We start from the raw sequence: 17,609 nt of genomic DNA, 5'->3' as shown, positions 1-17,609 counted from the left end.
TAACGCCTTCTTCATATTCCCTTTCTCCTCCTCCAAATTACCTGATAATGGGTTATCCTCCTTTAATTTAATTGTTCATATGCTGAATTCCTCTTTCTTTTTGTAAAGTTTATGAAAAAGTTTAGAAGTTGAGTCTATTGGCCCATACTGATTATCAATAGAATTCCATTTACCGAAGGAGTAAAACGATGATGAAGTTGGTATTTTTGTTGCTCTTGTTGATTGTTCCGCTGATTATGGCTTATGTTGCTCTTCGTTCCCGGATGGTTAGACGAGTATTTCATATTCTTGCGCTACTCTGTTTCTACAGTGCGGCAACCGTCATCGCTGGTGATGTGTATGCGACGAATGCTCATATGACCACATTCACCACCGAAATTCACCATTTCCTGCTGAATGGCTGGTTCTTGTATCCGTCTGCATATCTCGGTGTATACATTCCCTATGTGCTGTGGATGAGCCTATTTTCAGAAAAAAGTTAAATTCGATGCGGACTTGGGATTGCATTTTGCCAGCGTTCATTGCATAATGAATATATAAACATGATAATGATTATCATTCTTGAACTTGTCTCTTTGTAACTTTCTACTGCATATGATTTTACGATTTTATAGATAAAGGGGAACGAACATCGAATGAATACAACTCTGCAAAAGGCTGATCTGCAGCTTGACGATTATTTGGATCTTCTGAACCTGGCAACCAATCTGGGTGATACGAGATGGCAAAAGGAAATTATCCGCAAGTTGGCTTATACTTATCCCGCAGTTCAATGTAAACAACCACAATAGCATTCGACATACATCATAGATATCTACATTATGGCTCATGACCGATTCATTCTTTGAATCTGTTATGGGCTATTTTTGTTGTACAATGGACAGTAAAGTTATTCAAACGTGAAGGAGTGAACAACGATGCAATTGGAGACCGAACGACTCATCATCAGGGATATTCTGGAGACAGACTGGAAAAGTATACATAGCTACACATCCATGCCGGAAGTTACACAGCATACAGCGTGGGGGCCGAATACCGAAGAGGATACACGAGCTTATGTGCAGTTTGTGTTGGACATGCAGCAGACCAAACCACGAGAAGGCTATGAACTGGCGATATGTTTGAAAAGTGATGGAAGACTCCTCGGCGGAGTCGGTATTCACGTTATGGAGAAAACCAATGCAGAGATCGGTTATGTCCTTAACCCCGCTTACCAAGGGAAAGGTTATGCCGCCGAAGCAGCCAGTGCTCTACTAGGCTTCGGTTTCAACGAACTGGGCATTCACCGGATTTACGCCAAATGTCGTCCGCATAACACTGCTTCGGAGAATGTCATGAAGAAGATTGGCATGCAGTGTGAAGGTCTGCTGCGGGAGCACTGGTTCTACAAAGGTTCCTTTCATGATTCGGTGCTCTATTCGATTCTCGCCAGAGAATATACTAATGAACAATTACAAAGAAACACAAAAAGCTGACTCCCATATATGGGACCCCAGCTTTTTTTCTTTTACTCCGTAACGACCCCAATCGCCAATGGAGGTGAAGCCTTGAAGCCTCATTTGGAATCCAAATCAAATTTGTTCCTCGGGAATGCAACCGTTGTGCTTCCCTCAACTCGGAACACCGGAACAAGTTATTTTACAGTCGGCACAGCTCTACCGGACAGCTCGGGAATGTCGGACATCCGCACATACAGCGCAGGGCTGCCAGGTCACGAATCATCAGTTTGCCGTCCATCATATCCAGCGTACCTTGTTCCTTCCATGCCCCCAGCATCCGCGTTACGCTCTCCCGGGTCGCTCCAATCATCTCGGCAAGATCGGTATGGTTCAGCTTCATGTCCAGCACAATACCATCCGGTGTAACCCTGCCATACGAATTGCTGGCACGGATCAGTGTCGAAGCGAGCGCACCCGCCTTGCCATAGAGCAGCAAATCACGGAATCTCGACTGGGTGATCCGCTGCGACAGTGCCATCCATTGCAAGAATTTCAAGGCAAGGTCGCCATGTTTGCTGAGTATACTTTCCAGATCGCTAAGCGAGATAATGGCCAGTTCCCCTTTTTCCGCCATCTCTGCACTGTAGCTATGATTCAATCCTCCGATGCCGCCGAATTCACCGATGAGATCGCCGCTTTGCTGAATGGATAAAATAATTTCCTTGCCATCCTCCGTCGACTTGGTCATTTTCACTCGTCCCGAACGAATGTAGTACAGATATCCGGCTTCATCGCCTTCGAGAAAGAGACTATACCCCGACTTCACCCGTTTGGGCTGCATTTTTGCTTCAATCAGGCCCCATTGCTCAGATGTAACGAACGAAAGGATTCCGCCTGTTTCTCGTGTCATTTTGCCCGCCTCCGTTTGTTTCTGCTCTGCTCTTTGGGTTGTTCTTTCTACAAATACTGTACCCATAACCTTCGTCCCCCTCGGTGATTCCTTATGTATCCATCATACCGCGAAAGTAGCGCGAGGGTTATCGGGGGATTACCTGATCCTTAACGAGAAACTCCCTGAGTTTGCTGTGAGAAAAGTCACATTTCACCGATATGCCTCATTCTTCGCATTTCTTCAATCCCTTGGTGCACCTGACTCAGGAGTCCTCCACTGCCCAAGTTCAGTAGATTATAGAACGGAAATAGGGGTTTTCCCTGAATTACAATGTACGAGAAAGGGTCTACAATAGAATTAACATTGTAATACCCTTACTTTAAGATGATCCGGTTCAAAAAGAGCGGTTTTCAGTACCGAGAAGATGGGATGAAGCTAGAAATGGAGTAGCGGAGCGTAGGCAAAACTACGTGAGCAACGGACATTTCGGCTGAATTCCATATTCGATGCTGATGATGCCGATAGGCATCCTTCGTAATCAAAAGCGGACTTTTTGAACTACCTCTTTAAGATGATCCTGTTCAAAGGTTAATGATAATAATTACACGTTACGTACGTTATAATTTCGAAAAAGGAAGTGTCCTCTCATGCATGATGAACTGCCATCTGGCATTCAGGAGATGATCGACGGCCTGCGCCTGAACACATCCAGCGACTTCTGTGGACTTGCCTGTCTGAACGGGACAATGCTACGCTGGAAGTATACCTCGGGGGCTAGTAATGAACGGGTGAAACGCATGGAAATGCGCGCCGGACAAGATCTGGTGGGCACAGCCCTTCGGACTGGACGCACAGCCCGATCTGATGCACAATCCACCGGGGAGCATACACCCGGTCGTTGCCCGTTAATGCTTGCTGAGCGGCTGGTATGTGCCATAGCGGTACCTGTGTTCCAGGAAGGAAGCGTGCCTGGCGCCGTGCTGCTCGTTGGCAGCAGATTGCCTTGCACCTTCTCACCGGACATGATCCGGCAGACGGAGCAAATCGCTCTACATCTTCAGCCGAAGGTGTTTGGATAAAGTTTGAACTAGAGCGTGAGAGAAGCTATTCGGAGATTAAAGCTCTGAATGGCTTCTTTTTTTGTTATGATATAGATAGAACTAAGGAAGCGGACAGGGGGAAATCATGTGATTCAACTATTAGTTGTAGACGACCATGTTGTCGTGCGTTCCGGGCTGATCGCCTTACTTGAAGGAAAGAATGATATACATATCGTTGGAGATGCCGCAGATGGCGATGAAGCCATTGCCAAGGCTCAAGAGTTGAAGCCAGATGTAGTCTTGATGGATTTCAGCATGCCACCAGGCAAAGACGGTCTGACCGCTACGGCTGAATTGAAGAAATTGATGCCAGATGTCTCCATTTTGATACTAACCATGCATGACGATGAAGAATATCTGTTCCGCGCCATCCATGCGGGAGCATCCGGGTATATCCTCAAAAGTGCGCCGCATGAAGAATTACTTGCTGCAATTCGTTCCGTAGCAGAGGGTAGCGCCTATCTGTACCCAAGTGCGACCAAGCGGCTGATGAGTGAATACCTGGACAAAGCCAAACAGGAAAACGCCGGACCGTATGACACGTTATCCGAGCGGGAGAAAGAGATTTTGTCCTGGATTGCCAAGGGTTACGCCAACAAGGAAATCGCCGAACATCTGATCATCAGTGTCAAAACGGTCGAATCCCACAAAAGCAATCTGATGGAGAAACTTGGCCTGCGTACACGACCGGAACTGGTGAAGTTCGCCATGAAAAAGGGGTTGCTGAACTTTGAGTAGTGCACGCAAGAACAGATTAAGTGGTCTCGCAGACCAGCCCGTACGCCTCCTGCTGAACGAAATCGATAATCACATTACGGATAATGAATTTCGCAGCAGGTTGAAGGGTTCCCTGCATCAACTGAGTGATCTGAAATTTGCCTTGGATGAATCCTCCATTGTAGCCCTGACAGACCGCAAGGGTAAAATCCAGTATGTGAATGATAAATTTTGTGAAATCTCGCAGTATGAGCGCGAGGAACTGATCGGTAAGGATCATCGAATCATTAATTCCGGATACCATGGCAAAAGCTTTATGAAAAACCTGTGGGAGACGATATCCTCAGGTAAGGTATGGAACGGGGAAATTCTCAATCGTGCCAGAGATGGCAGTCATTATTGGGTCAACACCACCATCGTGCCTTTTCTTGATAACGACGGCGAGCCCTATCAATACCTGGCTGTACGCAGCGAGGTCACCAAGCTGAAATCCGTCGAAGCCGAATTGCAAAAGATGATGTCCCAAGTGATGAACATTCAGGAAGAGGAACGACGCCGGATCTCGCGTGAACTGCATGACGGGATTGGACAGAGTCTCTTCTCTCTGGTGATTCAGATGGATCGCCTGCTGGCAGACCAGCCTCAACCCGGGGTTGAAGCACTTCGTAAGCAGGTCACGGGTATTATGGAAGATGTACGCGGTATGGCATGGGAGCTGAGACCATCCGTTCTGGATGACCTGGGTGTTGTTCCGGCGATTCGTACGTATATCGAGAATTACACCCGACACTACGGGATTGAAGTTGATCTGGAATGTAATTTGCGCAAACGACTGGAGATGAACCGGGAGATAGCCATCTACCGAATTATTCAGGAAGCCTTAACCAATGTCGCAAAGTATGCCGATGTTGCCGAGGCACGTGTTACTATAGAAGACGCTGAGAACATGACGATGGTTATTATTGAAGACCAGGGTGCTGGATTCAGCGAAGCAACCGCTGGCAATGGCGTTGGATTGTTCAGTATGGAAGAGCGTGCCCGTGGTGCAGGAGGAACGTTGAGAGTTTCTTCCGAGCCTGGCGAAGGGACTACCGTTACCCTTTTATTGCCCAAGACAGCACAGGGATAACCGTACATGCTTCGTATCACACTTTGCGCTTTACTCCAGCTTATCTATTATTTAACGGCTGCTCGCTATTGGACTATGCGAGTGGTCTTTTTATTTCCGATTAGTCGAAATGACAAAATGAAGGCTCATAATCGGTTAAATTCAATAACTATGATAAATAGATTGACTCCAGTTACGATTCGTCATTAAACTATGAATGCCACATACACATTGTATGTTTAGTAAAATTCCATTGTTCATTTCATATAGCGAGAGAAAAGGATGGTCAACATGTCAGAGAAACGCTCCTCCAAAGGAGGAGAAATTCCACAAATGTACAATCTGGACGAGATGGATCGCAAAATCATCGCCGCGCTTCACAAGAACAGCCGGATATCCTATACGGATCTGGGGACACAGATCGGGTTGTCGCGTGTAGCTGTTCAGGCGCGCATTAATGCGTTATCCGAAAAAGGAATCATCGAACGTTTCACCGTGGTGATCAACCCTGGCAAGGTTGGGCTTCAGGTCTCCGCCTTTTTTAATGTCGATGTCGAACCGCCCTTCCTGGATGAAGTCGCTGAGAAACTGGACGAAGAGCCAGCCGTCACCAGCCTTTATCATATGACAGGCCCGAGTACCCTGCACATGCACGGTATTTTTGCCGATATGGAAGAGATGGAGCAGTTCTTGCTAGAGAAGCTCTATAAGATGCCAGGTATCGTCAAAGTGGAATCACAGCTATTGTTGAAACGTTATAAAAGCCGGATGGGCATGAGACTCTAGGAGGAAATCAGCATGGGTTGGAAAGATTACAACGGTCTCGTCATCGGAATGGTACGAACCGGAATTCTCGGATATGGCGGCGGCCCTTCGGTGATCCCGTTAATCCGTTACGAAGCCGTTACGCGTTACAAATGGGTCAGTGATGAGGAGTTCGGCGAGATTTTGGCTATCGCCAACGCCTTGCCGGGTCCCATCGCGACCAAAATGGCCGCATATCTCGGTTATAAAACCAAAGGTGTGCTGGGCGCGATTGTGTCTGTACTGGCTCATATTTTGCCGACAAGTATTGCCATTATTGCTCTGCTCGGTTCCATGTACGCGCTACGCGAGTCGAAAGTGGTAGCAGGCATGGTAGCCGCCGTAAGGCCAGTTATTTTTGTCATGCTGGGCATGATGGCTTATGAATTTGCCATGAAAGCCTGGAAGGGACTTGGTAAAGTTTTTGCCGCCCTATTCGGCGTAATTGCCTTTGTACTATTGCAGCTGCTGGATATCCATCCGGGGATTGTGATCGCGGTTTTCCTGGGATATGGTGTCTTCCATCTGGATCTGGTTCAGCGCTTCAAATCCAAGGGCAAGTCCGATAAGGGGGTGTCCTAAGGATGCTCCAGACATGGTGGGAATTATTTTGGGGATTTTTCGTAGCGAACATCTTGGGATATGGGGGCGGTCCAGCTTCCATCCCGCTTATGCAGGAAGAGATTGTGAACCACTACCAATGGATGACCACCGAGCAATTCGGTGATGTACTGGCGATTGGTAACGCCCTTCCCGGCCCGATTGCAACCAAAATTGCTGCATTTGTCGGGTACCACGTAGCAGGATGGTTTGGGGCATTTATCGCAAGTTTTGCCACAATCGTGCCTTCCGCAACCGCACTAATTATATTACTTCGTCTGTTGAACAAACATCGCACGTCACCAAAAGTCAAAGGTATGACTCTACTCGTACAGCCTGTTATCGCCGTTCTCATGATTCTGCTCACATGGGAATTCGGGCAGCTGTCCACTAATTCCATCGGCATCTGGCAGACGTTGATCATTGCAGGCATCTCGCTCTGGGTCATGACCAAAACCAAGCTGCATCCGGCCATTCTGATCGTGATCGCTTTTGCCTATGGTGCGCTGGTACTGTCTCACACGATGTAGTAGTAGAACATACAGGGAACGTCACAGAACCACTTGGTTATACATCTGTAATGGGTGTATCAAGTGGTTCTGGACGTTTCTTTTTTAACATTAGGGTCTGTCTTCAAACTAAGGCAAGCTATATGAGGATGGATGCCAGTGTCCAAAAAGAAAATTCTCAAAGTCCATAGTGGCTGATCTTGGCGAATAGCTAGACTATTTTCATTTTCTAAGGAACTGAGGACGTCTTATTTGGTCTTTAGGTCCTCTTTATAAATTGTAAGGAATCTCAGACACGTTATTCACCAAAAACACCTGACAAAAGTGCTATAAAAGACTGTACTTTCCGATATAACGTGTCTCAGATTCCTTAGATTTCTGCAAACGCTCCAGACCCCTGAATAAGACGTTTCAGATTCGTTAGCGCTTGAAGACATGCCTAGTTTATAGACCAAAAAACGGTGATACCAGCTATTAGCTGGCATCACCGTTTTTATTTCCACGTTTCACACTCACAGTTGAAAAATATCGTTTACTTCGCTTCAACCACTACCGTTACTTTGGTTTTCACACCTGCAAATGTTACTGTAATCGTTGCTTTACCTTTGCCGTTCGCCTGAATGATTCCATCTTTCACCGATGCTGTTGCAATACGGGAAGATTTCCAGAGAGCCGGTTTGGATACATTAGCTTCACTGCCATCAGCATACGTTGCAGTAGCCGCCACAGTTACCTTTTCACCAGGTTTCATGGTCAACGTTACTTTATCCGTCTGCAAATATTTCAGTGTATCCACATCTAGAGCAATCGTTACAGACTTGCTGCCGTATTTTGCTGTGATTTTGGCTTTACCTGAACCTGTAGCTTTGACTTTACCTTTGGTCACTTGAGCTACTTTGTAGCTGTTCGTTTTCCATTCAGCTTTGTCCGTAACATCACGCTCGCTACCGTCGCTCAAGAAGGCAGTTACCGTCAGATCAGCTGTATCGCCTGATTTCAGGGAAAGAACCGGCTCGGAAGCTTCAATACGTGTGATGACATCCACTTCAACTTGGATCGTCACTTTTTTGGAGCCGTATTCTGCTGTGATGTTGGCTTTACCACTGCTGTTACCTGTGATCACGCCTTTTTTCACATCCGCTACACGTGCATTGCTGGATTTCCAGGTTGCTTCGGATGTTACATCCAACGTGTTGCCGTCCTCATCCGTACCTGTTAGAAGGATCGTCTGAGTTTCTTTGGCAGACAGAACAACGAAGTTCACATCTGCTTCCAGTCCACTAGCCATACCTACTTCAACAGGCAGAGTCAGTGTTTTGCCTTCAATCTTCGCGGTAATGGTTACTTTACCTGTAGCAACACCTGTGATAACCCCTTTGCTATCTACCTCAGCGATTTTGTCGCTGCTGCTGCTCCAAGTTGCATCTTCAGATACATCTTTGGATGTTTCACCATACAACGCCAGTACTTTGGCAGAAGTCGTTCCACCAACGGCTACCGATGCTTTCTTCTTGTCCATCTCATACTTGTCTGCTACGTCTACATTCACTGTGAATTTAACCGTTTTACCGCCATAAGCTACAGTGATCGTAGCCGTACCGGATTTGTATGCAATTAGATCGCCGTTCGATACATATACGACATCTGCATTGCTTGAAGTCCATGTTGCTTTGGAAGTTACAATTTCTGTGCTTGCATCAATATACTCTGCATTGGCTACCAATTTTTTGGACTTGTTCTCACCTGTAACACTCATGGCGAGCTTGTCAGTCACATCTTTGATATCCAAATATCTTGCCGTATCTACATCCACAGCAACTTCTACGGTTTTTCCACTGTAGGTTGCTTTAATCGTTGTTGAACCTGCACTAATCGCTGTGACCTGTCCCTTGAATACCGTTGCAACCTTCTCGTTGCTGGATGTCCATGTTGCCTGATCTGTTACATTCACATCGCTGCTGTTTGGATAAGAAGCCGTTACAACGACATTAGCCGTTTTGGTTGTATCACTCAAACGGAAGAAAATACTTTGTTTCACCACACTCAGTTTGCTCGTCAGATCCACATCCACGTCAACGGATACTGATTTCGTACCGTATTTGGCTGTGATCTTGGCAGAACCTGCCGAGTATCCTGTAATTTCGCCTTTAAGAACGTCTGCGACCTTCTCGTTGCTGGATGTCCACTCCGCCAGATCCGTTACATCTTTGGTTGTGCCATCTGGATACGTAGCCGTCACTTTCACACTTTCACTTTTGTTCAACAACAGGTTAACTTGCTGTTTATCTACATCTACACGTTTAACCACTTCAACGTTAACATCCACCGTCACGCTTTGGCTGCCAACTTTGGCTGTGATAACGGCCGTACCCGCGCTTTGTCCAGTTACTTTACCATTCACAACGGTAGCAACCTTCTCATCACTGGTAGACCATTCTGCAGTATTTGCTGCTGCATTATTTGTTTCATTGTCACTATACGTTGCTGTCAAAATAATTTCTTTTGTATCTCCCGTGCGCAAATCCAGACTTTGCACGTTTTTCGAAAGGGCTTTGACCTTCTTCGTTACTTTCACTTGAACAGTCTGACTCTGACCCTGGTAAGCTGCCGTAATCGTCGCTTTACCTTCTTTTTTGGCCGTGATTGCACCATTATATACAGTTGCTATCGAAGTATCTTCGCTACTCCAGGTTGTACTAATCGTTACATTAGCCGAGGTATTATCTGAATATACCCCTGTCACCGTAACAGACCCAGAATCACCAACTTCGAGCGACATCTCATTCTTGGAAACCACAATTTTGGACAGTTCTTTATCTGCCGCAGCGGCCAAGCCTACGTTGGAAATACTCAGCATCAACACCAGCATCATCACCATGTACTTGGTCAATCTTGGCTTTAACATCATTTCCCCCCGATTATCATCATTTTTTTCCTTATGTTTTATGTCGGCAAGTTCTTTCCAGATGTTTAGACTTTCAGGAAATTTTCAGGGAATTCTATGGAAATTAATTTATCTTCTATTCCTGTTTCAACCGATCATACCTGCGAATATTGCGCATACCTATGTATATTGGCAGTCTTGAACTTCTTTTAACAGGATTGGAGGAAACATAATGGTTCAGCCTTTTGATTACATCGGGTATTGGGAGGAAACATATCGTTTGGGTGAAACTTCCGGGAGGGGTTCATACGGGGTTTTGGCTGAATTCAAGGCCGAGGTCGTGAACGGACTGATTCAACGTGAAGGGATTCATCGTGTCATTGAGTTTGGATGTGGGGATGGCAACCAGTTGCAATACATGAATTATGAGGACTACCTGGGCGTGGATGTAGCGGCTTCTTCAGTAAAGCGTTGTGCTTCCCAATTTGCCAAGGATTCTTCCAAGAGTTTCATGCTGTATACACCAGGCCTATGGATTAACCGAGGTTTCCTGCAAGCCGATCTGACGGTCTGTCTGGATGTGTTATATCACATCACGGATGAAACGGATTTTCGCAATACCCTCTATGATATTCTGCACTCCTCAACAGCATGGGTGGTGCTTTACACCCGTTTGAAAGAAAACGGCAACCCGGGGATTGATACAATCCAGGACCGTAATCTATTTCAATATCTCTTCGACTACCCTGATTTCAAAGTTCATGAGATTATTCCGCAGCGCTATCCAGATCAATCTTCTGCCGACTTTGTCATCCTGAGACGTACGCCTTCGAAGTGAAAATCGATTCTTTCAGTAGAGCATAGCTAAGTCTGCACCCCAACTGGACCCGTAAGAATGAGTATTCATAGACCAGACATTCTTTTGTCTTCCTTGGATTATGTACACCATCCGCCTGTCCGCTCACCTTGATTTGTCTATTCAAAGCTCAAGCTTAGGTATACTCCGTCTCCAATAGAAGGGATATCGTTCCTAATACTGGAGACAGCCTCACGTGGACAGGTGATGATGGTTTGCTAATGACGCTAATGACAACTATATACTGAATATATAACTGGTTAACTGGTTGAATCTAATACTAGAACTCGCAGGCTAATAACACGAACACAACCCTACTGATCAGTTCTCACCTTAAGTTCCTCCAGCCCGTAGTTCTCAATTCTTCTTTTAAAATAACCCCGCATGTCCACGCAGCTTCGCCAGCGCTTCCATATAGAAATAATCGCCGTATATAATCGGCACATTCAACCCTCGCCCTTCCGGGTAATGCACCGTTCCCTGCATGATCAGACCTTCTTCCGCTGCCGAGTCGCCAGAGCTATAGTGCTCATACAAGCCGCGGACGATACGTTCTCCCGCGGCAGCATAGATTTCCCCGCGTGGCGACAGCTTCGCCAGCTCTAGCAACCCGCTCGCGGCAATCGCCGCAGCGGACGAGTCCCACGCCACCTGATGCTCCGCAGGTGCGCGGAAATCCCACACCGGCACGATCTCTTCGCCAAGCATGGCGAGGAAGAAATCGGCCGCACGCTCCGCTGTCTCCAGATATCGGGCTTCGCCCGTATACCGGAAAGACAGCGCAAACCCGTGCAACGCCCAGGCGGTGCCCCGCGCCCAGGCGGAACCTGGAGCATGGCCCTGTCCGCCATGCTCTCGCAGCTTCTGCCCCGTGTGTGGATCAAACTCCACCACGTGGCAGATGGACCCGTCCGCGCGGATGAATTCGCGCGCCACGGTGTCCGCATGTGCTTCCGCCAGCCAGCGGAAGCGAGGGTCGCCGCTCTGCTCGGATGCCCAGTAGAGCAGCGGCAGGTTCATCATGCTGTCAATGATGGCTACGCCGCGCGTATCCATTGCTGACGAGCTGAAGTTCCAGGCGCGGATGAACTCACCGCGCACGTGGAACCGTGCAGCGAGCAGGTTGGCGGCAAGCATGCCACGCCGCCGTCCATCCATGCTGCCCGTCTGGCGGTAGTTGGCTACGCCACTAAGCAGCCAGATGAACCCCAGATCGTGATCCACCGATTCGGGATCACGCAGACAACCCTCCAGTTGCCGCTCACAGCTTTCGGCAATGCGATGTAGCGAAGCCGCAGCTTCACTTTCCGGAGCATCCTCATAGACCAGCCATAACAATCCAGGCCAGAAACCCGCTGTCCACCATTCCGGATCATTCCGGTCATACGTCCCCTGCGGGGCAATGTGCGGAAAGGTATCCTTAATCCGCTTTGCATTCCGAATCGTCTTGGCAGCTCCCTGTTGCCACGCTTCCTCGAGCCATTTTACCGACGTTGATGTGTTCATGAACATATCCCTCCTCGATTCAATACCGGACATCTATGTTTGATGCTCCAGCTCATCCTCAACTTATCTATAGCGTCGTATGCCGTAACTGCAATAGCTATCCGATAAATATCACTAATCATCCACGAATAACACTTTTAACTATGCTTCGAGCTGTTTTGAGATGTTTGGAGATCTAATGATCCTCAACCTGAACACCTTCAGTTAACCTCGCCCAATCGGATCGCAAATGACAACCTACGTGCTCCGTTCAATTCAATCCGGGCTTCCTTCAGTAAACCATTACGGGAGGCCACAGCCTGTTCCTCCAGATGAATTGTGGCTCCCTGATCCAGCGCAGTGGATTCTACATACGCCCCCCGATACTCCGTTCGTACGCTATGATCCGTATGGGTAATTACCGCCTGTTCACGACCATCATGGAACATCAACGGAATGAGTGCCCCTGCTGCAGCGATCTCTCCTTCGAATTCATACGTTATAGTCAGCACATCCGCCTGTTGTACATAATGGGTACGCAATGTTTTAATTCCGGGTAATGGACCGACCCATGTCACGGCAAAAGCATTCTCCAAGGCGTTCACGCCATCTTCTGCCGCTCTTTCCTCCAGATGCTGCTCCACTTGGTTCCGTGTATCAGGGTCCACCTTCTCATACACAATGGAACCACCTCCCTGAGCAGGGTCTAATCCAACATCCCGATCATATGCACCACCGGATGGAATCCCCTCTGCAAGACTGTGCCATACCCCATCTGGTGTCTTCCAGGCAGGACAGTAACTGAGCGGACGAACCGCCCCTTCGGCAAATTCCGTAAACCCGGCCTGCACATGGCTGGCAGCGGACGGACCAATCAGACCAGGTAACCCCATCTGTTGAATCCGTACCAAACCAGGAATCGTATACGGATCATTCATCGCCGTGTGTAATACCAGTTGCTGACCAGGTATGGAAGCAATCACAGTTTCAAACCACCCATCCGTCTGCAAAACCCTGCTGCCTAACTCGGAAGGAAGGTATACTTCGCTCACATCGTCTCCCGGATCACTGAGACAAGCGTGAGCAAGCGCTGCTGCCGTCCACAGGTTGTAACAGGTGTGGTTGGTATATATCTCGTACCCGTGCCGATCTTCTGGCGCGTATTCATTGCGTACGATTTTCAAACGTCCATCTTCCATCTTCCAGCGCTCAACAGCAGCAAAACACCGATTGGCCGCACGTGCAAAAGCACCCGCCATCACCCGATCTCCCGCCTTCAGAGCCTGCGTTGCATGTGTGGAGCATACATAAGCCGCCGCCGCTTCATTCCACTGATGCTGGGAGCTGCGACCACGCGGTGGAATCTCACCTAGCGGCGAGAGCGTCAGTAACGAGCTGAAGGCACCATGGCGCAGCTGCTCACGTAACGTATCGGCAGTGGTTCCCTCGTAACCAGCTTCAAGCATCACCCCAAGGTGATAACGGGTGGCAATATCATAGGAAAATGGACAATTTGGACGGTCCAGCGGTCCATCCTGATACAAGCCAAGGGCCGTAAACCGGGGTAGATGATAGGCTTCCAGATATCGATCCATCCACGCAGTACCCTCATTCGCCAGCTGTTCATGCCACCTCAGATATTCGCCAGAGATCATAATGGCGTTCCAGTTAATCATGCGATTGGGATTGTTCATCTTGCTCATCGTAAATACATAATCTTGTTCAGGACTGATCGTCTTAAGTGCCTCAGCCCAGATCTGTGCATGTTCAGGCAGGTGTGATTTCAACAACATATAAGCTCTCATCATGAGCACCGGAAAAAAATCAGGGTGATTGTCTGGTGCGCTACCTTTGACCAGGGCATCAATGCTCTGTGACAGGGCTTTTGCTGCGGATTGGAGCAAATCTGTACGCCCTGCATTAACCAGAACTGCCGCAGCCATCGCATAGGCCGGTGTAGAATAATATCTCTCCACACCCGAGAACGGGTCGATAATTGCACCCTGGCTGTCCTGATATGGTGTGTAAGCGCGAACAACACTTTCAACAAGTGCCAACTTGCGCTCCCTATTCCAGCCGTCTGCCGGAGGGGGGCCCGCTTGTTCTGCCAATGTACGGTAATGTTCGAGTTCGTCTTTCCATGGATACGTGGACGCAGATGTATATTTACTCACGCATGCTCACCTCGGTTTCTCCCATTTTCGGTTCAATGATGAAGCGTACTTCACATATCGTTTCAAGCGGATTAGGGCGTTCTGTCCGAACATCCGTCTCATCAATTGCACCTGTCCATGATAGTGACGTCCGATAGAATGTGACTGGAACATTGTCATGATCAACTGTGTCCAGTTTCTCCGTAAGAATTTTCCACTGGTTCGCATCATACGTCATATGGATCGCCCCATGTGCACCTTGCCAGCGAAGATTACCGCTCTTCACCACCTCAGGTTGTACTCTGCTCATCCAGCGCTCCACTACGCTCGAACATCCTGCATCTGAATCATCCACCGAAGAGAATCGTTCTGCCGAAGACACCAACCTGCTCTTCCATTGAAAACGGTCAATGAGACGCAATTCCGCTCCATTCCCGCTCCCGTCAGGAGCCATCTTCCAATGAAATTGGCGCGTATAACGAGCCAGTGAAGCTGCCCCAGAGTATGCGGATGTCAGATCCAATGTAGTATCCAGCTCACCGCCACCCTCTGCCAGCTTTGCCTCTAACACATGGGCTTGCGCTTGCCGACCGGAGCATTGCTCCTGGCCTTCAATGAGCGGAACGTTATGCCCGGATGACGAGATGTGGAACAGTTGCTCTCTGCCTAGCGCAAAATACGCTTGGGTATACAACCCTGCTCCTGGATCACACAGAATATTCTCACCACCGCAATGGATAATGAACTGCCCCAGATCATTATGGTTGTGAGGTTCATCGTTATGCCCGCCTTTAATGGAAATAGCCACATGAAGGGGTGAGCCGTTCGCATGTTTTGTATCCGGAGAATCGAACGATCCTTTTGCAATCATCCATCCCAGATTTTGAAAAATAAATCCTCGTTCAGCCTGCCCAGAGGCACCTTCATCCCCGTACACTGCTGGATCGCTCCACATCACGTTCCGCAACAGATGAGCCCAGCGATGACAGGGATCATCTGTAAGCAGTGGAATATGAAACGGAAGATCTATCTGCAACCCAACCCGGGACGCGAGCAGGGAAAGCAATCCAGAAGGGATCTCTTCCTGCTCGACACTGTCCGAATAATTCACATATGTGCCACCCGACAGATGAACTCGCAGTGGGAAGGCTGCGATAGCTGTTATTTTGGAACCCGTCAGTAGATCTAGTTCGCCCTCACTGTACTCACGAAGCATCTCGGTATAATAGGTGAAATAACCGAATCCATATACCCAATATCCGATGCCTTCGGCACAGCCGCCATCCTCGCCATATCCGCTCAAGAATGCGTTCATACAGCTGACTGTTTGGCAGATCGATTCTCGTAGTGTTGGCTCATCTTCCAACAGCAACAATGCAGCCATACCACAGCATCCACCACAGACTGCCGACCAGTTGTGATCCGCTGTCTGCCAGTGGAACTTCCGTTGATCCCGGTAAAGCGGAGTGAAGATTCGCCGTTCTGCTTCAGACCTGATCCGTTCTATGACAAGGCGATTCAGCCGCTCGGCGTGAATGGTCACAATCTCGGCCAGCATATGTACCGTCTCTGCTGCGAACAGATCGATGTTCCCATTCACCTGGTTGACCTCTCCCGTACCCAGATGCGCGGGCAAACACCACGTATACTCACCACACACGTCCCACAACATTTCTTCCAGCGCTTGCAGTGCATCCGGCCTAGCCGTGTCCAAGGCGAGCATCGCCACAGCAGCAAGTCTGCCCCTTCGATCGAAATAAACCTCTTCATAGGCTTTTCGCTCACCCCTATCGCTGAACTGTCGATATAGACGGAACGACAAGGAAGGCATGGGTTCTTTCAAGGCACGTTCACCGTAAGCCTTCAAGTCTGTGTATAACGTAGCCAATTCAGGCCGGGATAACTTCTCCAAGAGTCTGTCGGCACTTAAGGAACTCAATGCTCTGCTCTCAGTACCACGTTGGTTTATATTTTCATTTTCGACTTCGTGAATGGAATCTTCCACTGGATTCACCACTCTTCGTTAATGGATTGTCATGCCCATATTATAATGTAATCGATTTCATTTTACCGGATATGATAGCATTTTTGAAGAATTATCCATTAGAACCCTTTCCACGACGTTACTTCCTTCTCCTTCCTAACCAAAAAAACGAAGAACCTTCGCCAGGTTCTCCGTTGCATTCTGCCTGTCACCACAGGCTTTTTATGGTTATCTCATATTCTTGACTATCTTATATCCTCATCCTCAATTAATCCTGAATACCTATAATGCTGCTGCCCATATCCTAGCTGTCCGCTGTTGTTATTACACAATCGCAAGCGAAGAATTCTGTACAACAGACAACCATTGGCGTGCAATCAGCTCATGACCTGCTGCGGTTGGGTGTACGCCATCCCATAACCAGTACGCTGCATCCGCCTGCTTCAGAGCGTCATTAAACGTCTGCTGCAATGGCACCCACACAGCTCCAAATTCCTCAGCAAGACCTTGGGCCAGCTTCTGATATTGACCGATATACTCTTCCCAGGCTTCCCATTTCTCCGCAGTTGCTCCGGTTCTCAGAATAAACGGCTCCATCAAAATCAGCCCCGTATCCGGCATCACTTCCCGAGTTTCTTCAAGCAAATGGCGATACGCCCGTCCGAAACGATCCGTTACCCCGCTAGGTTCACCATTCATCGTGCGCCAGGCATCATTAACCCCAATCAGGATGCTGATCAGGTCCGGTTTTAGACTAATGGTATCCTCATTCCAGCGTGCGTACAGGTCCGATGCCCGATCCCCGCTGATGCCTCTGTTATAGAAGGTCTTTTGCTTGCCCGCCAGTTCCATACCCAGTTTGCTGGAGATCAGATACGCATACCCGTGTCCGAGAAAATGATTTGGATCATCATTGCGTGATCTTCCCCCATCTGTAATCGAGTCTCCCTGAAACAATATAACGGATGGACTAGTACTCATGATTGAAATCGTTCCTTCCTCTTGTGAAAATAGAAACACTGAACACCTCAGTCTCCATTTTATCCCTTTCGGTCACAATAGAAAATAGCGTTTTCAT

16 protein-coding genes are annotated in these 17,609 nt (G+C 48.2%); 10 read left to right on the top strand and 6 right to left on the bottom strand.

The window, feature by feature from the left end; genetic code table 11:
• The first annotated feature begins 188 nt into the window (after positions 1-188).
• The 3 genes from PAEAM_RS12985 (at position 189) to PAEAM_RS12980 (ending at position 1,475) form a co-directional block, all read left to right on the top strand.
• Positions 189-482, top strand: coding sequence for a hypothetical protein (locus PAEAM_RS12985; protein WP_100527803.1), 294 nt, complete (start codon positions 189-191; stop codon positions 480-482).
• Positions 483-635: 153 nt separating this feature from the next.
• On the top strand, positions 636-791 hold the full coding sequence (locus PAEAM_RS31785; RefSeq protein WP_017691064.1) for a hypothetical protein: 156 nt from the start codon (positions 636-638) through the stop codon (positions 789-791).
• Between the two features lie 126 nt (positions 792-917).
• A complete protein-coding gene (locus tag PAEAM_RS12980) occupies positions 918-1,475 on the top strand; it encodes a GNAT family N-acetyltransferase (RefSeq protein ID WP_100527802.1) in 558 nt (185 codons plus the stop codon).
• Between the two features lie 163 nt (positions 1,476-1,638).
• Here the strand turns inward: PAEAM_RS12980 and PAEAM_RS12975 are convergent, their stop codons facing one another.
• Positions 1,639-2,415 carry a Crp/Fnr family transcriptional regulator gene (locus PAEAM_RS12975; protein WP_235193905.1) on the bottom strand — a complete coding sequence of 259 codons (777 nt, stop codon included), beginning with the start codon at positions 2,413-2,415 and terminating at the stop codon, positions 1,639-1,641.
• Between the two features lie 563 nt (positions 2,416-2,978).
• Between PAEAM_RS12975 and PAEAM_RS12970 the strand changes: the two genes are divergently transcribed.
• The 6 genes from PAEAM_RS12970 (at position 2,979) to chrA (ending at position 7,190) form a co-directional block, all read left to right on the top strand.
• A complete protein-coding gene (locus PAEAM_RS12970) occupies positions 2,979-3,410 on the top strand; it encodes a GAF domain-containing protein (RefSeq protein ID WP_051447438.1) in 432 nt (143 codons plus the stop codon).
• A 108-nt stretch (positions 3,411-3,518) separates the two neighbouring features.
• On the top strand, positions 3,519-4,169 hold the full coding sequence (locus PAEAM_RS12965) for a response regulator (protein WP_017691068.1): 651 nt from the start codon (positions 3,519-3,521) through the stop codon (positions 4,167-4,169).
• Positions 4,162-5,277 (top strand): PAS domain-containing sensor histidine kinase, encoded by a 1,116-nt coding sequence (locus PAEAM_RS12960; RefSeq protein WP_036673065.1) that lies wholly within the window; start codon positions 4,162-4,164, stop codon positions 5,275-5,277. The genes PAEAM_RS12965 and PAEAM_RS12960 overlap by 8 nt, the downstream gene beginning before the upstream one ends.
• A gap of 270 nt (positions 5,278-5,547) precedes the next feature.
• The gene (chrS, locus tag PAEAM_RS12955; RefSeq protein WP_062837151.1) at positions 5,548-6,042 is read left to right on the top strand and encodes a chromate efflux transcriptional regulator ChrS; all 495 of its coding nucleotides are present in this window, start codon (positions 5,548-5,550) and stop codon (positions 6,040-6,042) included.
• A gap of 12 nt (positions 6,043-6,054) precedes the next feature.
• Positions 6,055-6,642, top strand: a complete 588-nt coding sequence (gene chrB, locus PAEAM_RS12950; RefSeq protein ID WP_100527801.1) for a chromate efflux transporter ChrB — start codon at positions 6,055-6,057, stop codon at positions 6,640-6,642.
• A 2-nt stretch (positions 6,643-6,644) separates the two neighbouring features.
• On the top strand, positions 6,645-7,190 hold the full coding sequence (chrA, locus tag PAEAM_RS12945; protein WP_076329890.1) for a chromate efflux transporter ChrA: 546 nt from the start codon (positions 6,645-6,647) through the stop codon (positions 7,188-7,190).
• A gap of 511 nt (positions 7,191-7,701) precedes the next feature.
• Here the strand turns inward: chrA and PAEAM_RS12940 are convergent.
• Complete coding sequence (locus PAEAM_RS12940) at positions 7,702-10,059, bottom strand: Ig-like domain-containing protein (protein WP_243391341.1); 2,358 nt, start codon at positions 10,057-10,059, stop codon at positions 7,702-7,704.
• 226 nt (positions 10,060-10,285) lie between these two features.
• Between PAEAM_RS12940 and PAEAM_RS12935 the strand changes: the two genes are divergently transcribed.
• Positions 10,286-10,891 carry a methyltransferase domain-containing protein gene (locus tag PAEAM_RS12935; RefSeq protein ID WP_100527799.1) on the top strand — a complete coding sequence of 202 codons (606 nt, stop codon included), beginning with the start codon at positions 10,286-10,288 and terminating at the stop codon, positions 10,889-10,891.
• Positions 10,892-11,278: 387 nt separating this feature from the next.
• Here PAEAM_RS12935 and PAEAM_RS12930 read toward each other — a convergent pair whose 3' ends face one another.
• The 4 genes from PAEAM_RS12930 to PAEAM_RS12915 form a co-directional block, all read right to left on the bottom strand.
• Positions 11,279-12,415 carry a glycoside hydrolase family 88 protein gene (locus PAEAM_RS12930; RefSeq protein WP_100527798.1) on the bottom strand — a complete coding sequence of 379 codons (1,137 nt, stop codon included), beginning with the start codon at positions 12,413-12,415 and terminating at the stop codon, positions 11,279-11,281.
• Positions 12,416-12,615: 200 nt separating this feature from the next.
• Positions 12,616-14,568, bottom strand: coding sequence for a glycosyl hydrolase (locus PAEAM_RS12925; protein WP_100527797.1), 1,953 nt, complete (start codon positions 14,566-14,568; stop codon positions 12,616-12,618).
• Positions 14,561-16,561 carry a heparinase II/III domain-containing protein gene (locus tag PAEAM_RS12920; RefSeq protein ID WP_165789909.1) on the bottom strand — a complete coding sequence of 667 codons (2,001 nt, stop codon included), beginning with the start codon at positions 16,559-16,561 and terminating at the stop codon, positions 14,561-14,563. Before PAEAM_RS12920 ends, PAEAM_RS12925 begins: the two co-directional genes overlap by 8 nt.
• A 294-nt stretch (positions 16,562-16,855) precedes the next feature.
• Positions 16,856-17,512, bottom strand: a complete 657-nt coding sequence (locus tag PAEAM_RS12915; protein WP_076216567.1) for an SGNH/GDSL hydrolase family protein — start codon at positions 17,510-17,512, stop codon at positions 16,856-16,858.
• Between the last annotated feature and the right edge of the window lie 97 nt (positions 17,513-17,609).

Source organism: Paenibacillus sp. GM1FR, from assembly GCF_002803315.1.
In the GTDB taxonomy this organism is placed as follows: Bacteria; Bacillota; Bacilli; order Paenibacillales; family Paenibacillaceae; genus Paenibacillus; species Paenibacillus amylolyticus.
This window is presented reverse-complemented; position numbering and strand designations above follow the sequence as displayed.

Coding starts and splice junctions, on each gene's coding strand:
- PAEAM_RS12985 (WP_100527803.1), top strand. CDS start 189: ATGATGAAGTTGGTATTTTTGTTGCTCTTGTTGATTGTTCCGCTGATT.
- PAEAM_RS31785 (WP_017691064.1), top strand. CDS start 636: ATGAATACAACTCTGCAAAAGGCTGATCTGCAGCTTGACGATTATTTG.
- PAEAM_RS12980 (WP_100527802.1), top strand. CDS start 918: ATGCAATTGGAGACCGAACGACTCATCATCAGGGATATTCTGGAGACA.
- PAEAM_RS12975 (WP_235193905.1), bottom strand. CDS start 2,415: ATGGGTACAGTATTTGTAGAAAGAACAACCCAAAGAGCAGAGCAGAAA.
- PAEAM_RS12970 (WP_051447438.1), top strand. CDS start 2,979: ATGCATGATGAACTGCCATCTGGCATTCAGGAGATGATCGACGGCCTG.
- chrS (WP_062837151.1), top strand. CDS start 5,548: ATGTCAGAGAAACGCTCCTCCAAAGGAGGAGAAATTCCACAAATGTAC.
- chrB (WP_100527801.1), top strand. CDS start 6,055: ATGGGTTGGAAAGATTACAACGGTCTCGTCATCGGAATGGTACGAACC.
- chrA (WP_076329890.1), top strand. CDS start 6,645: ATGCTCCAGACATGGTGGGAATTATTTTGGGGATTTTTCGTAGCGAAC.
- PAEAM_RS12935 (WP_100527799.1), top strand. CDS start 10,286: ATGGTTCAGCCTTTTGATTACATCGGGTATTGGGAGGAAACATATCGT.
- PAEAM_RS12930 (WP_100527798.1), bottom strand. CDS start 12,415: ATGAACACATCAACGTCGGTAAAATGGCTCGAGGAAGCGTGGCAACAG.
- PAEAM_RS12915 (WP_076216567.1), bottom strand. CDS start 17,512: ATGAGTACTAGTCCATCCGTTATATTGTTTCAGGGAGACTCGATTACA.